We start from the raw sequence: 16,833 nt of genomic DNA, 5'->3' as shown, positions 1-16,833 counted from the left end.
AAGCGAGGCAATCGAGATCGCTGCCCCCATAATCTGAAGGAGTCTACGCGTGCGTCAGATCATCATCATCGGCTCCGGACCGGCCGGTTTCACGGCCGCGATCTATGCCGCCCGGGCGAACCTGAAGCCGCTTCTGATCGCCAGTTCGGTCGAGGCCGGCGGCGAACTGATGAACACAACCGAGGTGGAGAACTACCCGGGCTTCCCCGACGGCATCCAGGGACCGGAACTGATGTCCAAGATGCAGGAGCAGGCCGAGCGGTTCGGCACCGAGGTCGTCTATGACGACGTCAGCGAGCTCGAGCTTTCCGGCGACACCAAGACCATCACGCTGGGCAGCGGCGAGAAGCACGAAGCCCTCGCCGTGATTTATGCCACGGGTTCCGCCTACCGCAAGCTGGGCCTGGACGACGAAGAGCGCCTGTCCGGCCGCGGCGTGTCCTGGTGCGCCACCTGCGACGGCTTCTTCTTCAAGGAGAAGACGATCGCCGTGATCGGAGGCGGCGATTCCGCGATGGAAGAGGCCACCTTCCTCACCCGCTTCGCCAGCAAGGTCTACGTCGTGCACCGCAAGGACACCCTGCGGGCCTCCAAAATCATGCAGGAGCGTGCGTTCGCCAACCCCAAGATTGAATTCCTCTGGAATTCCCAGGTCGTCGGCATCACCGGCACGGATGCCGTCGACGGCTTGGTCCTGCGCAACACCGTCTCGGGTGATGAAACCTTGCTCCCCCTCGGCGGAATCTTCGTGGCCATCGGCAACGACCCGCGCACGCACCTCGTGCATACCAAGCTCGATTTGACCGCGGAGGGCACCATCGCCGTCGCCGGTCGCAGCTCGAAAACCAGCCAGACCGGTGTTTTCGCCGCCGGGGACGTGATCGACCCGACCTATCGCCAGGCGGTGACCGCAGCGGCATCCGGAACCGTCGCCGCACTCGACGCGGAGCACTATCTGGCCTCGCTTCCCGAGAACCTGCTGGCCAGCGCCGGCGAACCCGCACTCGCGTAACCCCTCACCGAAGTCACATAACCCTCAATCAAGGAGTAACCACATGTCTGCACGCGCCGTCACCGACGTCACCTTCGACCAGGAAGTCATCAACAACGAAAAAACCGTTCTGGTGGACTTCTGGGCGGAATGGTGTGGCCCGTGTCGCGCCGTCAGCCCGATCCTCGACCAGATTGCCAGCGAGAACGCTGACAAGCTCGACATCGTCAAGCTGAACGTCGACGACTTCCCGGCGCTGGCCGCCAAGTACCAGATCACCTCCATCCCGGCGATGAAGGTGTTCCAGAAGGGCGAGGTCGTCAAGACCGTCATCGGCGCCAAGCCGAAGGTCGCCCTTGAGAAGGATTTGGCCGCCTACCTGGCCTAACCGTCCCTGCCTCTACCGAGGCCCTGACCCGTCCGGCTCACGCCGGGCGGGTTTTTTGGGATTCGGGCCGGATGGTACCGACCGCATACGATTGAAGCCTCACCAGATCGGAAGTGACGTGACAGCGAAGCGCTCCCCCCAGACCGGCAACAACCTCGACCCGTGGTACCACCACTACGCCGAGCGAGCCGCGGGGTTGCGCGCCTCCGAGGTCAGGGCTCTCTTCGCGGTGGCCTCCCGCCCCGAGGTCGTCTCACTGGCCGGCGGCATGCCCTTCGTGGCCGCCCTACCGCCCGACCTGGTTATCAACGCCATGGACCGGGTCATGCGCCAGCAGGGCCCCGTCGCTCTCCAATACGGCTCTGGTCAGGGCGTTCCCGTTCTGAGGGAGCAGATACTCGAGGTGATGGGGCTTGAAGGCATCCGTGCGCACGCCGACGATGTCGTCGTGACAACGGGGTCGCAGCATGCCCTCGAATTGGTCAGTAAACTTTTTCTCGACCCGGGCGACGTGGTGCTCTCGGAGGGCCCCAGCTACGTCACGGCCATGGTCATCTTCAAGTCGTATCAGGCCGAGGTAGAACACGTGCCCATGGACGAGCACGGCCTGATCCCTGAAGCGCTCCGCCAGCACATTCAGCGCCTCAAGGCCGCCGGCAAGACCATCAAGTTCCTGTATACGATCCCGAACTTCCACAACCCGGCCGGAGTGACCCTCAGCTGGGCCCGTCGCCTCGAGATCCTCGAGATCGCCCGGGCGGACGACATCCTGGTGTTGGAAGACAACCCCTACGGACTGCTCTACTTCGACCAGCCGGCACCGGATGCGATGCGCTCGCTCGAAGAGGACGGAGTCATCTACCTAGGCACGTTTTCCAAGACCCTCGCCCCGGGCTTCCGGGTCGGTTGGGCGCTGGCCCCGCACGCCATCCGGGAGAAGCTGGTGCTTGCCAACGAGGCCGCGGTGCTCTCCCCCAGCTCGTTCAGCCAGCTGGTGATTTCCGAGTACCTGGCGACGTCCGATTGGAAGGGCCAGATCAACACCTTCCGCGGGGTCTACCACGAGCGCAAGAACGCACTGCTGGACGCCCTGGAAGAGTACCTGCCCGGCCTCACCTGGACCAATCCGAACGGAGGGTTCTACGTCTGGGTCACTCTTCCAGAGGGACTGGACTCCAAGGCCATGCTGCCGCGGGCGGTCAAGGAACTCGTGGCGTACACGCCCGGCACCGCCTTCTTCGCCGACGGCGACGGGCGGCGCAACATGCGCCTCTCGTTCTGCTACCCGACGCCGGATCACATCCGGGTCGGAATCCGTCGCCTCGCATCCGTCCTCCGTGATGAGCTCGACCTGCTCGAGACCTTCGCCGGCACCGGTTCCCTGAACCCGTTGCGCGCAGAAGGCCGCTTCAACTCCCCGCCCCCCGACATTTCGTAGTTCGTCTCCGTCGGTATCCACACCAGCCAAAGCAAGGAAAAACCCTGACCATGAGCGATTTTTTGCCACTTGACATCGTTGTTCTCGCGGGCGGTATCTCGCACGAGCGGGACATCTCACTACGCTCGGGTCGCCGGGTCGCGGATGCACTGACGAGCTTGGGCCACACCATCACCGTTCTGGACCCGCAGGCCGGCCTGCTCGCCGATCTGACCATCCGGAATCCCGATGTGATCTGGCCGGTCGTGCACGGCGCCACCGGTGAGGACGGTGCACTCCTGGCCCTGCTGGAGACCACCGGGATACCGCACGTGGGCTCGCTAGCTGGACCGGCCCGTCTGGCCTGGTCGAAGCCGATCGCCAAGGAGCTCGTGCGCCGGGCCGGCTACGCCACCCCCGACGCAATCGCCCTGTCCACCGAGACCTTCCGGGATCTCGGTGCCGCCAGCGTCCTCGAGCACCTCCTGACGGCCCTGCCCACGCCGCTCGTGGTGAAACCGGCCGAGGGTGGCTCGGCCCAGGGGGTCAACATCATCCACTCCCCCGCCGGACTGCCGCGTGCCATGGTCGACGCCTACACCTACGCCACCGTTGCCCTGGTGGAAGAGAAGGTCGAGGGTACCGAACTGGCGGTCACCGTCATCGACATCGGAGACGGCCCCGTTGCACTGCCCGCCGTGGAGATCGTGCCCATTGACGGCGTCTACAGCTTCGAGGCCCGCTACAACGCGGGTGAGACGCTGTTCTACACACCGGCCCGGATCCGCGCGGAGATTGCGGAACTGGTGGCACAAACCGCGGTCGCCATCCACGAACTGCTCGGTCTGCGCCACATCTCCCGCATCGACCTGATCGTGGACTCGGATGGCGTTCCCTGGTTCCTGGAAGCGAACGTGCTTCCGGGTCTGACCGAGACGTCCCTGGTGCCCCAGTGCATCGAGGCTTCCGGTCAGTCTCTCGGCGCCGTCTACGACGCCCTCGCCCGAGCCGCCATCGCCGGCTCGTAGTCCGCGCCGTGGGCCGTGTTTCACGTGAAACATGGTTCTGTCGCCACTCGAGCCCGTCGGTGGACGTGCTCATCGAGACCGCGCCGACCAGGCGCCCCCTCACGCTGGTGGAGGTTGTCGAGCACCCACCCCGCACCCACACCGCCCGCCCTGCCGGCATGGACGCCATGCCCCCCGTACCTGCCCGAATGCCCGGACGGGACCGACGTCGTTGGCAGCACCTGGAAGTTAGGTCGCAGACTCTTTCACTACACCGCCGGACATGCTGACGAGTAGACACGCACCCGACGCCCGGTGTCGCTCCTCTGCGTCGAGAAGCATTACTTGATCGACGATGCTCTCGCGAGGGACAGCCCCGGCCACACTCGGCACCATCCGCTCACCGACCGTGATCTGCGGGATCCCACGTTTCACGTGAAACGCCCACGACACATCCACTCGCTGACCTCAGTAGACGCCAAACCACCGAGTCTCCACGTACGAACCGGCCCGAGAACAACCACGGGCGAACAAGCTCGGACTGACTGGCCCTCTCCTCTACCCACCCCTTTGGCAGTGTGGCGCCTTCGCGGATTCGACGGCCGTGACGCGAGCTGGCGGAATGAGACCAGACCGCAGACGAACTGCCGTGCCTCCACGGAGTCGGCACGCCGCGCGCAAGGCAGGACATTCTCACCGTTCCTCCGCACCGTGTGCCCGGGATTAGGTGCAATCCAGACAGGCGACGGAGAGCATGCCGGCGCGGGTGGCGGATCGAACTCGCAACTGTGACAGATGCCATGCCGTGGGCGGATGCATCCGCTGACGATCCCCGATCTCACGAACACACACATTTCGGCGGTCGATCCTGTCGAGACCGGAATGGGCACCGGCACAGGTGCGCGGAGGTGTCGACGCTGCGGAACTGCTCCAGTGTCGAACTTTTAGGGACCAGATCCGAACCCGGAGTGTGTTTCACGTGAAACATGACCATGTCGGGACGGGGAGACAATATTCTTCGCCCACGCAGTGCCCTGGAACCCGTTCGCATGGCGACCCGCCCGGTCTGGACGTCGTATCCTTGGGTCCGCCTGTCGCGATTCTTGCACTCGACACGGTTGGATTTCGGCAATGTCGATCAGGGACGAAGGGATGCCGATACGGCCTCACCCAGGTCCTGGTGGGTTCGCGCCGCGCGCGGGGCAGGCAACTCCCCGTCGTGTTTCACAAACGGCGGGACCAAAATCCACGAGCCGTGGGGAACAAGTCATCAGTTGACGGGGGCCGCGGGTGGCTCCATTGACTGACCTCACCCGCGAAACACTCATGATTCACCAGGTTGGCCCGCGTCATGCTCGGTCACGCGGAAGGACCCGAGGGGCCCGGCACGTGACGAACTCGACCACCGAAACGGATCGACGGGGAACCAGTCTCGCCACGCTTGACCACCGGAACAGGACGGGGGCGACGGTGATCGAGCCTGTCGCAACCTGTGCACACTGGATCGCTCCATTCTCTGCAGGCCAGACTCTGACGGCGGATGCCGGCTGCTCACTCAAAATGAGCGTCGTGACTCAAACCGTGAATCCGGGGTGGGCTGGTCAGTGCGCTTCTCGAGTGCCCGATCTCTGATACGCAGAATTTAGGCCTCATAAGGGCCGTAATGCGGATTTCTGTTCTGCCACCTGAGCGCTTAGGTTGCTTCCTGATGACGTCTAATGTGTAGTTCATGACTGATTTGATCGCCCCGGAGACTCAGCTAGCGATGACCGGAGGTCGGTTTGACGAATCGCAGGCCCGTTTGAGTGGGAGGACCAGCGTATCTGGATGGACGTGCAGCCAAGGTGTCGGGTCTCGGGCCTCGGGTCTCGACAGGCTCCACCACCGGAAAGGGTGAGGGGACAGAGTCTGGACAGGCTCGAACACCGCGGCCCGGTTCGACGCACGGGTGAGGGCCGATGCTCATGTTTCACGTGAAACACTAACGGGGCGGGGCGGGTCTCGACTCACTCGACCACGGGGTGATCGATCACCGGCTGGTCAACCACCGGCTGGTCAACCACCGGCTGGTCAACCACCGGCTGGTCGACCACCGAGAGGTCGAGCAGCGGGGCGCTCGACACTGGGGTGGGGCTAGCTGGCTCCGAAACCGGGTTCGCCGAGAACGTCGAGAATGCGATTGAGATCACCGATCGTGGCAAAATCGACTGTGATCTGGCCTTTTCTTGCGCCTAAATGGATCTTTACGCGGGTGTCCAGTCGGTCACCGAGGCGTTCCGCGATCTCGTCGAGGTGTCCCTGACGACGTCCGCCCGTTGGCTTGACGGAATCGACACGTGGCTGCATCGCGGCCGCGGCCTCCGCTGCCCGCACGGAGAGATCCTCGTTGACGATTTTGTCGGCCAGCTTGACCATGCCCGCCGGATCCCCGACGGAGAGGATCGCTCGCGCGTGCCCGGCAGACAGAACACCGGCGGCAACGCGCATCTGCACGGCCTCGGGGAGCTTCAGCAAACGGATGGTGTTGGTGATCTGCGGCCGCGACCGACCGATCTTCTGTGCGAGCTCCTCCTGGGTGATGCCGAAATCGGCCAGTAGCTGCTGGTAGGCAGACGCCTCCTCGAGCGGGTTCAGCTGTGCGCGATGCAGGTTCTCCAGCAGCGCGTCACGCAACATGTCGACATCCGCCGTCTCACGGATGATCGCCGGAATGGTGGTCAGTCCGGCCACCTTCGTGGCGCGAAGCCGACGCTCCCCCATCACCAGTTCGTATTTGCCGGGCTGCTCCACGATGGAACGAACCACGATGGGCTGCAGCACGCCGACTTCCTGGATGCTGTGTACCAGCTCGGCCAGCTCGGACTCATCGAAGGTGCTCCGCGGCTGGACGTGGTTCGGCACGATATCGCTGGGATTGAGGTGCGCGAGCCGCGCACCCGGAACCGGGAGAAGTCCCTCGGTCTCGTTCGGGCGCACCGTATCGGCGTAGGGGAAGAACACATCGACTGGACGCGCCTGCGTCGGGTCGTCCTGAATGGGGATGAGTGCACCGATCCCCCGGCCAAGCCCAGTCCTTTTAGCCATTAAAGTGCGACTCCTGTCTTGGGGGCGCCCCGATGGGCGATCTCTGCTGCTGCTTCGAGGTATGAGAGTGATCCGGCAGAATTGAGGTCGTAACTGATAACGCTCTGACCGTAGCTCGGCGCCTCAGAGACACGCACGGAACGCGGTATAAGGGTGTTCAGAACCTGCTTGGGGAAGTGTTCACGCACATCCTGGGCCACGTGGTTCGCCAGGTTGGTGCGGCTGTCGTACATCGTGAGCAGAATCGTGGACACCCCGAGGTCCGGGTTCAAGTGCTTCTCGATCAATTCGATATTCTTGAGCAGCTGGCTGAGACCTTCGAGCGCGTAGTACTCACACTGAATCGGGATCAGCACCTCGCGGGCCGCGACAAACGCGTTGATCGTCAAGAGTCCCAGAGACGGGGGGCAGTCGATGAAAACGTAGTCGTAGGGGTCATCCATCGTTTTCAGGTGCGATTCGAGGGCACGGTTGAGACGCTGCTCACGGGCGACCAGGGAGACGAGCTCTATTTCTGCACCCGCGAGGTGGATAGTGGCCGGCACACAGAACAGCGAGCCGAACTCCGGGCTGGTCTGAACGACTGCAGCCATTTCCTCGTCGTTGACGATGACGTCGTAGACGCTGGGGGTTTCCGCGCGATGTTCGACGCCCAAGGCTGTGGACGCGTTGCCCTGGGGGTCCAAGTCGATCACCAGAACGCGCGCGCCCTGACGGGCCAGAGCGGCCGACAAGTTGACCGCGGTCGTGGTCTTGCCGACGCCACCCTTCTGGTTCGAGATGGTGATGACGCGCGTCTTCTCCGGCCTCGGCAGCGTCTCGGAGGCAATCCGCTGTCGGCGCCGCGTCAGGTCAGAAATCTCACGCGCAAGCGGGGTCGTATCGTCAAACACCGCGGCCGCCTTGCTTGATTGCTGGTCTTCACCAGGTTGTTTCACGTGAAACCTTCGCGTTCGACGATTAATGAGCCACCCCCGCAGGGACTCCGGTTGCGCCTCAGCACTGACAAGAGCAGACACTAGGGACTAATCCACTGTAGCCCTTATGACTCGAGTCACATCCTGCAGCACGCCCTCGCCGAGGGTGATCACCTCGACATTGCTGAGCCGGAACTTACGGATGGCCTTCGCCGCGGCTTCGACCTCCGCCGCGGCGCCCGTGCCCTTCATCAGCACCAGCTCACCGCCGGGATTTAAAAGGGGGGCCGTGAGAGGGATCAGGGTGCGGAAGGCACTGACCGCACGGGCGGTCACCTGGTCAAGCCGCCCGGGCAGCCGAACGTCTTCCGCCCGAGCCCGGAGTACGGTCGCATTAGTCAGGCCGAGCGCGGCCACTTGGCCGGTCAACCACGCGACCCGGCGCTCCATGGGCTCGATGAGTACGAACGTCACATCCGGCCGGGCGATCGCCAGCACCAAGCCGGGTAACCCGGCCCCGGAACCGACATCGCCGACGAGTCCGGGTCGGAGCAGCGGCGCGACGATCGCACAGTTGAGGATATGTCGACTCCACAGCCGTGGTACTTCCACCGGGCCGATCAGGCCGAGTTCCTCGCCCTGCGCAGCCAGGCTGGCCACGAAGGCGCGGGCACCCTCGATCTGGCCACCGAAGAGATCCGCGGCAACGGCTGGCTCCGCCTCGAGAGTGTGAGTCACAATATTTCGATGTACTACGCGGCGGAGATGACCGTGTGACGGTCCCGGCCCTCGCCCTTGGACTCAGAGACGAAACCCGCTTCCGACACCAGGTCATGCACGAGCTTGCGCTCGTAGGAGGACATCGGCGGCAGTGATGCCTCGGCGGCACCCGCTTGGATGCGTTCCACGGCGCGGGACACCAGTGAGGCTAACTCGGCCTGCCGGGCGTCGCGCGAGCCGCCGATATCCAGGATCAACCGCGAGAAAGCTCCGGTCTTGTTCTGCACGGCCAGTCGCGTCAATTCCTGCAAGGCATTGACGGTTTCCGGCTTAGATAGCAAACGCAGGTTCGCGACATCCGAGGAATTGACGGACAGGTATGCCCGCCCATTACGCGCGTCAATGTCGATGTCCCCGTCGAGGTCGCAGATATCGAGGAATTCCTCGATGTAGTCCGCGGCGATGTCCCCCTCCTGCTCGAGCTGGCCGAGCGTGGGGGAATCGTCCGCCGGTCCAGGTGCGGCGATCACGTCAGTGTTCTCAGTCACGTTGGGTCTCTTCTTATTTTTTAGGGCCGGATTGCTTTTTGGCACGATTCTTTGCGACCGGCTGCTGACGCTGAGGCTTCTTGGGCTCTTCGACCACAATCACGTCACCATCCGTGGCGATGAGTTTACCCTTTCGGGCCAGTCGCTCTTCGCGCGCCTTGGCGGCCTCACTGCCGGGCGTGGGCATATTCCGGATGACCAGGAACTGCTGGATCATTGTCCAGATGTTCGAGGTAAGCCAGTAGAACATGACGCCGAGGGGGAAGGCAACACCGGAGAAGGCAAAGACAAGGGGAAGCAGGTAGAGCATGATGCGCTGCTGCTTAAACATGGGGCTTGCCTTGGTTTCCGGCGACATATTCTTGGAGACGATCTGTAGCTGGGTGATGAACTGTGAGGCGGTCATCAGGACCACCATGATGGCCGCGATCCACATAACGACGGCATTGAAGTCCTGACCAGCGACCATTTTCGTCCACTGAGACGCGAACGAGTCATGCAGCGGCGCGTCGCCGAAGAGGGTGGCGTTTCCGAAGCTCTTCGCGAGATCGTCGTTGAGCGGTCCGACTCCAGCCTGACTGCGTTGCGCGTCATTCAATACGGAGAACAGGGCGAAGAAGATCGGCATCTGCAGCAACAAAGGCAGGCAGGAGCTCAGCGGGTTGGTGCCTGTGCGCTTGTAGAGCTCCATGGTCTCGCGGGACATGGCCTCGCGCGAAAACTGGTCTTTCTTGCCCTTGTACTTGTCCTGAATCTTCTTGAGTTGCGGCGCGACCTCCAGCATCTTGCGCTGGCTCTTGATCTGCCGCACGAAGATGGGAATCAGGGCGGCCCTGACGACGATCACGAGACCGACGATCGAGAGCACCCATGTGAGGCCGTCGTCGTAGTTCATCCCCATGACGGAGAAGAGGGAGTGGAATGCGACGAGTAGAGCCTCGACGACCCATTTCAGCGGCCAGAGAATCGTACCTAGGAGGTCCATCTTTGCGTCAGCCCTTTCCGTGGCTCGCTGCGATAACAAAACCAAACGACGTCACGATGACGCGACGCTTCCGCCTGAGGGGAACGTCATCGATCCCGCCTTCGGCCCACGGATGGCATCGGCCCAGCCGCAGCGCGGCTCGGGCTGATCCCACGACGAGTCCGTATTCCTGAACGGTGCCGAGTGCATACGCAGAACAGGAGGGGTAGTACCGGCAAACATCGCCGTAGAGCGGGGAAATCACAGCCCTGTACGCACGCAGTACGAGAACCCCCGCGTTGCGTGGGAGGAGTATGAGCGTAGTCAAGAACCTGTTCACCAGTCAGCGATCCGATCGGATCGCTGCCGGGGCCTTACCGGCAACGGATGTAACCGAGATGCGCTGAAACTTCACCAGCGCCACGGACAGTTCCGCATGCAGGGTCGACCACGGCGCATCCGCTGCCGACGGCAGAGCGCGGATGACAACATCCGTGCCGGGCCGCGTGGAGAACAGCACAGCGTAGCTCGCCGCCTTCAAACGACGTCGGACTCGATTGCGCCGCACGGCGTCACCCACGTTTTTCGCCACAATGAAACCGAACCGTGCCGGAGCCTCCTCCGGATTCCGGCGCAGATACGTCACTAGGTGCGGGCCGACGATGCGCGCACCCCGGCGCACGACCGACTTGTAGTCGTCACCGGCGGTGATGCGATTGGCCCCCGCGAGCACGAGAGTGCTTAAGCGGAGAGTTCGATGCGACCCTTGCGACGGCGAGCACCCAGAATCGCGCGGCCGGCACGGGTCTTCATGCGAAGGCGGAAGCCGTGCACCTTGGCGCGACGGCGATTGTTCGGCTGGAACGTTCTCTTGCTCATTGTTCTGTCTCCACGTGTTAAATCTCCGTAGGCCAAACTGAGCGGCCGGGAAAGAGTGAGGTAGCCCTCGGGCTGGGGTCAACTGATTAAAACTACGGCTTTGGCCGGTGATGGTCAAACTCGACCTCCCGAAAACATCGGTTGTACACACAATCGCACCCATTTCGAGCATCGACACGCGCACGAAATGCGAACGAATTTGGCCGGACTGGCGGTGATTGACTACCGTGAGGACAAGTTATCCACAGGTTTTCAACAAACCCTGTGAATTGGGGCTTATTTGCCCACAGGCGGTGGATAACCTTGTGGATGCTTTAGCTGGATTATGCGTTCAGAGACGAGCCCAGTCCTCGATCTCCGTCGTTGTAGAAGGCAACAATGAGAGAAAAGCGGAGAAACCATGGCCACCGAAGAACAGCCCATCACGGAGACCTGGCGGTCTGTCCTGACCAGCCTGGAATCCGACGACAGCATCACGCCCATGCTGTACGGCTTTCTCAACCTGGTCGAACCCAAGGGTATCGCCGCCGGCACGTTCTACCTTGAGGTCCCCAACGAGTTCACGGCCAGCATGCTCAATCAGCGCATGCGAGTGCCGCTCCTGACGGCGATGGGCCACCTGGATGAGGCGTCCGCGGTGTCCACCTTCTATGTGGTCGTCAATCCCGAGCTGGAAAAGGAATCCATCCGGCCGGTGCGCGAATCGAGTTCTCCCCCCGATGTGGAAACCCCAGCCGCACCGCAATCGGTGTTCGAGAGCAGCTCGCCCGAGCGGCCCCATGACACCCGGTTGAACTCGAAGTACAGCTTCGACAACTTCGTGATCGGCCAGTCCAACCGCTTCGCACACGCCGCGGCGGTCGCGGTAGCGGAGGCGCCTGCGAAGGCCTACAACCCTCTCTTCGTCTATGGGTCGTCCGGCCTCGGCAAAACCCACCTCCTGCACGCCATCGGCCACTACGCGATGAGCCTGTACCCCGGCATCCGGGTGCGTTATGTCAGCTCCGAGGAATTCACCAACGACTTCATCAACTCGATCGCCAACAACCGTGGTTCCGCATTCCAGTCGCGTTACCGCAACATCGACATCCTGATGATCGACGACATCCAATTTCTGCAAGGCAAGGCGGAAACGCAAGAAGCCTTCTTCCACACCTTCAACACCCTGCACGATCACAACAAGCAGGTGGTCATCACGAGTGACCTCCCGCCCAAGCACCTCACCGGTTTTGAGGACCGAATGCGGTCACGCTTCGAGTGGGGCCTGATCACGGATGTCCAGGCACCCGACCTGGAAACGCGAATCGCGATCCTACGCAAGAAGGCGCAGAGCGAGAAACTACAGGTCCCGCACGATATTCTCGAGTTTATGGCCTCGAAGGTCTCCTCGAACATCCGTGAACTCGAGGGAACCCTGATCCGGGTGACGGCCTTCGCGAGCCTCAACCGCACCCCGGTCGACATGGACCTGGTGCAGACGGTGTTGAAGGACCTGATCACCCTCGATGAGGACAACGTGATCGCGCCGGTCGATATCATCACCAACACCGCCGACTACTTCAAGCTCTCCGTGGATGACCTCTACGGGTCATCCCGGTCGCAGGCGATCGCCACGGCGCGCCAGATCGCGATGTACCTGTGCCGTGAGCTGACCAACCTCTCCTTGCCCAAGATCGGCCAATTATTCGGCAACCGAGACCACACCACGGTGATGTACGCGAATAAAAAGATCAGCGAACTGATGAAGGAACGCCGGTCGATCTACAACCAGGTGACCGAGCTCACGAACCGCATCAAGCAGAACCACCGTTACAAATAGCGGTATTTCTTCAGTTTTCACACCTGTGGATAACCCTGTGGAAATTGTTTACACAACTGGGCACAACCTGTAGAAACTCAGCGCGTGGTTGTGCAAACTCCCCTCCTTGCCAAACCGGCACGACACCGAAGTGTGCTGGGCACTCACAGGCTGCCAACAAGTTACAAGTTTGTAGTTCCCAGTCGCCTAGCGGCATCCCACAAGTTATCCACAGTTTCCACACCGGTTAAGAAGATTAACAATTAACTTCTCTTTCTCTCCATCCGACAACCTTGAGTGCTCGGCGGTTGCAAAAATTTGCTCCGTGAAACACGGCTACCATTGAGGCCGTATCCAGGTCTCTAACCGAACAGGAGTGACTTCGTGAGATTTCAGGCCAACCGGGACGTCTTCAGTGAAGCCGTCTCTTTCGCTGTCAAGCTCCTTCCCCAGCGGACGACGCTGCCGATTTTGAGCGGTGTGCTGATCGAGGCGACGGCAACCGGGCTGATCCTCTCCTCGTTCGACTACGAGGTCTCCGCGCAAACCGAGATCGCCGCGGACGTCGAAGAAGTCGGCAAAGTTCTCGTCTCGGGACGACTCCTCGCCGACATCGCCAGTCGGATGCCCAACGCACCGGTGCGGTTCTCGACCAACGAATCTCGGATCACGGTCAGTTGTGGCAGTGCGAGTTTCACGTTGCTCTCCATGCCGGTTGAGGAATACCCGAGCATCCCGCAGGTCAGCGCGCAGGCCGGTCTCGTGCCCGCCGAAGAGTTCTCGGCCGCTGTCGCCCAGGTGGCGGTGGCTGCCTCCCGTGACGATGTCACCCCCGTGATCACCGGCGTACAGCTGCAAGTCACGGAAAACAGCCTCAGCCTCGTGGCCACGGACCGGTACCGTGTTGCCGTGCGCGAGATCGACTGGGATAAAGGCAGCACCACGACCACCGACACCATCACGGCCCTGGTTCCCGCCCGCACTCTGCAGGAGGTCGGCAAGACGTTCGGTCACAGCGGCACGATTTCTATCGCGATCACCCACACCGACGACCGCGAGCTCATCGCGTTCACCGCCGATAAGAAAACCGTCACCTCCCTTCTGATCAAGGGAAACTATCCACCCGTGCGGCGCCTGTTCCCCGATAACGTGGACAACTACGCGGTCATGAACACGGCGGACCTGATCGAGGCGACCCGTCGAGTGCAGCTCGTCCTCGAGCGCGAAGCAGCCCTGAGGTTCACCTTCACCGCCGACGGTCTCACCCTCGAGGCGGTCGGATCGGAGCAGGCCCAGGCATCGGAGACGATCGACGCGATCCTGTCCGGCACGGACACGGTCGTTTCGTTGAAACCTCAGTTTTTGCTGGACGGCCTGGGCGCGGTGCACTCGGAATTTGTGCGAATCTCTTTCACGAAGACCGAGAATCCCAACAAGCCGGGCCCGGTTCTGATCACCAGCCAGACCTCCCGGGATCAGCCGGGCGCTGACAGCTACAAGTACCTGCTCCAGCCCAATCTGCTGTTGCGCTAGGACAATCTCGGAAGGAACAGCCATGCACATCGGCATCATCGGCCTGGGAAAAATGGGCGCGAACATGCGCAACCGTCTGCGGGCCAATGGCGTCGAGGTCACTGGTTTCGACCGCAACCCCGAGATCTCGGACGTTGCCGGCACCGCTGAGCTGATTGCCGCGCTGCCGGCTCCGCGGCTTGTTTGGGTAATGGTCCCGGCCGGTGCCGCGACGGATGCCGTGATCGCCGAATTGGCCACTGAGCTTAGCGCCGGCGACCTCGTCATCGACGGCGGAAACTCGCGCTTCACCGATGACTTCGCCCATGCCGCTCTTCTGGCGGCATCGGGCGTGCATTACGTCGACGCCGGGGTGTCCGGGGGCGTGTGGGGGCTGACCAATGGATTCGGGCTGATGGTCGGTGGCGCCGCCGAGCAGGTCGAGCGCGCCATGCCCGTTTTCGACGCTCTGCGTCCCGAGGGCCCACGCGACGAGAGTTTCGTGCATGCCGGCGCGGTCGGAGCCGGGCATTACGCGAAGATGGTGCACAACGGAATCGAGTATGCCCTCATGCAGTCATACGCCGAGGGCTATGAACTGCTAAAGAGCAGTGACCTGATCACCGACGTTCCCGGCGTGTTCAAGGCCTGGCAGCGCGGCACCGTGGTGCGGTCCTGGCTGCTTGAACTTCTCGTGCGAGCCCTGGACGACGACCCGGAACTTCAGAACATCGAGGGTTTCGTCGAGGACTCCGGTGAGGGCCGCTGGACCATCGAAGAGGCCATCAATAACGCCGTTCCCGTACCGACGATCAGCGCGGCCATCTTCGCGCGGTTCGTGTCCCGGCAGGACGACTCCCCCGCGATGAAGGCGGTCGCGGCCCTGCGCAATCAGTTCGGCGGCCACGCCGTCAAAACGGCCGACTGACCCGAGTGCGGGTCCAACATCTGTCTCTGACCGACTTTCGCAACTATGCGCAGGTCGAGGTGCCGTTCGCGCCGGGACCCAATCTGATCGTGGGCCGGAATGGGCAGGGAAAGACCAATCTCGTCGAGGCCCTGGGATTCCTCAGTACCCTCAGTTCGCATCGGGTCTCCAACACCTCCGCCATGATCAGGGCCGGTCGCGACGCCGGCATCATCCGGGCCAAGCTCGAGTTCAACGGCCGCGAGATCCTGACCGAGGTGCAGATCAACCGCTCGGGCCTGAACCGGGCCCAAGTCAACCGGTCGGTGATCAAGACTCGAGAACTCACACGTTTTTTCTCCAGCGTGCTCTTCGCCCCTGAAGACCTGGCGCTGGTTCGGGGTGACCCGTCCGGGCGCCGGCGATTCCTCGACCAATTGCTCGTGCTGCGCACCCCCCGGCTTAGCGGGGTTCTGGCCGACTACGACCGGGTGCTGCGCCAGCGGAATACGCTGCTGAAGTCGGCGCGGGCCTCGGGCGTGCGCACCACCCAGCTTGGAACACTCGAAATCTGGGACGATCGCCTCGTTGCTCTCGGCTCCGAGATCATCGACGAGCGGGCCGAACTCGTTCGCCTGCTCGGGCCACCTCTGGGTGCTGCGTACCGGGCGGTCGCGGGGGAAGACCATGGGCCGATGCTGGTTCCATCACTCAGCATCCTGGGTGCAGACGAGGATGCAGCGATGGAGGCGATGGCCTCGACGGGCTCGGTTCCCACCGGTTCGGTTTCGTCAGCCTCGGTTTCGACAGGATCGACCACCGGGGACTCGTTTCGCATGGCACTGGCCGCCCTTCGTCGCAAGGAGCTCGACCGGGGTATGACCCTGGTCGGACCGCATCGGGACGACCTGGTCTTCGCGCTCAATGCACTGCCCGCCAAGGGCTATGCCAGCCATGGTGAGTCGTGGTCGTTCGCCCTCGCCCTGAAACTCGCCTCGGCGGAGCTGCTGCGCCGGGACTCCACGACGGGCGACCCGGTCCTGATCCTCGACGACGTCTTCGCCGAACTGGATCTGAGCCGCCGGAGACGTCTGGCCGCCGCCGTCACCGGTTTCGAACAGGTTCTGATCACCGCGGCGGTGCTCGAAGACGTGCCGGAAGAACTCACCGAGCACACCATCCACATCCATGCCGGGGCGGTCGTCGATGGCTGAGCCGAGCGAGGCCTCCCGGGTCTATCTGCGCTTCAAGGACGTATTCGGTGACCCAAACGCCAAGCGCAGCCGCGCCCGACGGCGTCCTGGAGCCGAAATCGGCTCGAGCGTTCCGTTCGGCGCGGGCCGGGATCCTCGGGGACTGAGCGATACGATCAACTCGCTCACGCTGCAGCTGGGCTGGAATTCACCGCTGGCCCAATCGGAGCTGCTTGCCTCCTGGACCCTGCTGGCCGGCGAGGAGACGTCGAAACACTCGACCCCGGTCGGAATCGACGAGGGCGTTCTGACGGTGCAGTGCGAGTCGACGGCCTGGGCGACGCAGCTGCGCATGATGCGGGTGGAGATCATGACGCATATCGCCGTGAAGTATCCGGACGCAGGCATCGAGTCGATCCGTTTTCAAGGGCCTAACGCCCCCTCCTGGAAAAAGGGTCCCAGATCAATTCCAGGGCGCGGTCCACGCGATACCTATGGGTAACTGGCC

Annotated in this window: 17 protein-coding genes; 9 read left to right on the top strand and 8 right to left on the bottom strand. The window is 62.7% G+C overall.

The window, feature by feature from the left end:
- Positions 1-49: 49 nt before the first annotated feature.
- The 4 genes from trxB (at position 50) to CXY81_RS09705 (ending at position 3,824) form a co-directional block, all read left to right on the top strand.
- Positions 50-1,012, top strand: coding sequence for a thioredoxin-disulfide reductase (gene trxB, locus CXY81_RS09720; protein WP_104194729.1), 963 nt, complete (start codon positions 50-52; stop codon positions 1,010-1,012).
- Positions 1,013-1,055: 43 nt separating this feature from the next.
- The gene (gene trxA, locus CXY81_RS09715; RefSeq protein ID WP_104100656.1) at positions 1,056-1,379 is read left to right on the top strand and encodes a thioredoxin; all 324 of its coding nucleotides are present in this window, start codon (positions 1,056-1,058) and stop codon (positions 1,377-1,379) included.
- A gap of 118 nt (positions 1,380-1,497) precedes the next feature.
- A complete protein-coding gene (locus CXY81_RS09710; RefSeq protein WP_104194728.1) occupies positions 1,498-2,817 on the top strand; it encodes a PLP-dependent aminotransferase family protein in 1,320 nt (439 codons plus the stop codon).
- Between the two features lie 50 nt (positions 2,818-2,867).
- Positions 2,868-3,824: an ATP-grasp domain-containing protein gene (locus CXY81_RS09705; RefSeq protein WP_104194727.1), complete on the top strand. Its 957-nt coding sequence runs from the start codon at positions 2,868-2,870 to the stop codon at positions 3,822-3,824.
- A 2,112-nt stretch (positions 3,825-5,936) separates the two neighbouring features.
- Here the strand turns inward: CXY81_RS09705 and CXY81_RS09690 are convergent.
- From CXY81_RS09690 to rpmH, 8 genes are all read right to left on the bottom strand, one after another.
- Positions 5,937-6,887, bottom strand: a complete 951-nt coding sequence (locus tag CXY81_RS09690) for a ParB/RepB/Spo0J family partition protein (protein WP_104194724.1) — start codon at positions 6,885-6,887, stop codon at positions 5,937-5,939.
- Positions 6,887-7,780 carry a ParA family protein gene (locus tag CXY81_RS09685; protein ID WP_104170911.1) on the bottom strand — a complete coding sequence of 298 codons (894 nt, stop codon included), beginning with the start codon at positions 7,778-7,780 and terminating at the stop codon, positions 6,887-6,889. The genes CXY81_RS09690 and CXY81_RS09685 overlap by 1 nt, the downstream gene beginning before the upstream one ends.
- Before the next feature lie 132 nt (positions 7,781-7,912).
- Entirely contained in the window at positions 7,913-8,545 is a 633-nt protein-coding gene (rsmG, locus tag CXY81_RS09680) for a 16S rRNA (guanine(527)-N(7))-methyltransferase RsmG (RefSeq protein WP_104194723.1), read from the bottom strand.
- Between the two features lie 11 nt (positions 8,546-8,556).
- Positions 8,557-9,072 carry a R3H domain-containing nucleic acid-binding protein gene (locus tag CXY81_RS09675; RefSeq protein WP_104100650.1) on the bottom strand — a complete coding sequence of 172 codons (516 nt, stop codon included), beginning with the start codon at positions 9,070-9,072 and terminating at the stop codon, positions 8,557-8,559.
- Between the two features lie 13 nt (positions 9,073-9,085).
- The gene (yidC, locus tag CXY81_RS09670; protein ID WP_104100649.1) at positions 9,086-10,057 is read right to left on the bottom strand and encodes a membrane protein insertase YidC; all 972 of its coding nucleotides are present in this window, start codon (positions 10,055-10,057) and stop codon (positions 9,086-9,088) included.
- 7 nt (positions 10,058-10,064) lie between these two features.
- Positions 10,065-10,376, bottom strand: coding sequence for a membrane protein insertion efficiency factor YidD (yidD, locus tag CXY81_RS09665; protein WP_104170913.1), 312 nt, complete (start codon positions 10,374-10,376; stop codon positions 10,065-10,067).
- A gap of 3 nt (positions 10,377-10,379) precedes the next feature.
- Entirely contained in the window at positions 10,380-10,769 is a 390-nt protein-coding gene (gene rnpA, locus CXY81_RS09660; RefSeq protein WP_104194722.1) for a ribonuclease P protein component, read from the bottom strand.
- A gap of 8 nt (positions 10,770-10,777) precedes the next feature.
- Positions 10,778-10,915 (bottom strand): 50S ribosomal protein L34, encoded by a 138-nt coding sequence (gene rpmH / locus CXY81_RS09655; RefSeq protein ID WP_104100646.1) that lies wholly within the window; start codon positions 10,913-10,915, stop codon positions 10,778-10,780.
- 400 nt (positions 10,916-11,315) lie between these two features.
- On the opposite strand from rpmH, the gene dnaA reads away from it, so the two are divergent.
- The 5 genes from dnaA (at position 11,316) to CXY81_RS09630 (ending at position 16,827) form a co-directional block, all read left to right on the top strand.
- Positions 11,316-12,734 (top strand): chromosomal replication initiator protein DnaA, encoded by a 1,419-nt coding sequence (gene dnaA, locus CXY81_RS09650; protein WP_104170915.1) that lies wholly within the window; start codon positions 11,316-11,318, stop codon positions 12,732-12,734.
- A gap of 363 nt (positions 12,735-13,097) precedes the next feature.
- Positions 13,098-14,246, top strand: coding sequence for a DNA polymerase III subunit beta (gene dnaN, locus CXY81_RS09645; protein WP_104170916.1), 1,149 nt, complete (start codon positions 13,098-13,100; stop codon positions 14,244-14,246).
- Positions 14,247-14,268: 22 nt separating this feature from the next.
- Positions 14,269-15,153 carry a phosphogluconate dehydrogenase (NAD(+)-dependent, decarboxylating) gene (gene gnd / locus CXY81_RS09640; protein ID WP_104194721.1) on the top strand — a complete coding sequence of 295 codons (885 nt, stop codon included), beginning with the start codon at positions 14,269-14,271 and terminating at the stop codon, positions 15,151-15,153.
- A 5-nt stretch (positions 15,154-15,158) separates the two neighbouring features.
- Positions 15,159-16,346 carry a DNA replication/repair protein RecF gene (recF, locus tag CXY81_RS09635; RefSeq protein WP_104194720.1) on the top strand — a complete coding sequence of 396 codons (1,188 nt, stop codon included), beginning with the start codon at positions 15,159-15,161 and terminating at the stop codon, positions 16,344-16,346.
- Entirely contained in the window at positions 16,339-16,827 is a 489-nt protein-coding gene (locus CXY81_RS09630; protein ID WP_233194112.1) for a DUF721 domain-containing protein, read from the top strand. The genes recF and CXY81_RS09630 overlap by 8 nt, the downstream gene beginning before the upstream one ends.
- The last annotated feature ends 6 nt before the right edge of the window (positions 16,828-16,833 follow it).

It is taken from the genome of Cryobacterium sp. M25, from assembly GCF_002929635.1.
Classification (GTDB): Bacteria; Actinomycetota; Actinomycetes; order Actinomycetales; family Microbacteriaceae; genus Cryobacterium; species Cryobacterium sandaracinum.
This window is presented reverse-complemented; position numbering and strand designations above follow the sequence as displayed.

What these genes read in the sequence shown, in the direction of transcription:
- trxA (WP_104100656.1), top strand. Translation starts at nt 1,056, where the DNA reads ATGTCTGCACGCGCCGTCACCGACGTCACCTTCGACCAGGAAGTCATC.
- CXY81_RS09705 (WP_104194727.1), top strand. Translation starts at nt 2,868, where the DNA reads ATGAGCGATTTTTTGCCACTTGACATCGTTGTTCTCGCGGGCGGTATC.
- CXY81_RS09690 (WP_104194724.1), bottom strand. Translation starts at nt 6,887, where the DNA reads ATGGCTAAAAGGACTGGGCTTGGCCGGGGGATCGGTGCACTCATCCCC.
- yidC (WP_104100649.1), bottom strand. Translation starts at nt 10,057, where the DNA reads ATGGACCTCCTAGGTACGATTCTCTGGCCGCTGAAATGGGTCGTCGAG.
- rpmH (WP_104100646.1), bottom strand. Translation starts at nt 10,915, where the DNA reads ATGAGCAAGAGAACGTTCCAGCCGAACAATCGCCGTCGCGCCAAGGTG.
- dnaA (WP_104170915.1), top strand. Translation starts at nt 11,316, where the DNA reads ATGGCCACCGAAGAACAGCCCATCACGGAGACCTGGCGGTCTGTCCTG.
- gnd (WP_104194721.1), top strand. Translation starts at nt 14,269, where the DNA reads ATGCACATCGGCATCATCGGCCTGGGAAAAATGGGCGCGAACATGCGC.
- CXY81_RS09630 (WP_233194112.1), top strand. Translation starts at nt 16,339, where the DNA reads ATGGCTGAGCCGAGCGAGGCCTCCCGGGTCTATCTGCGCTTCAAGGAC.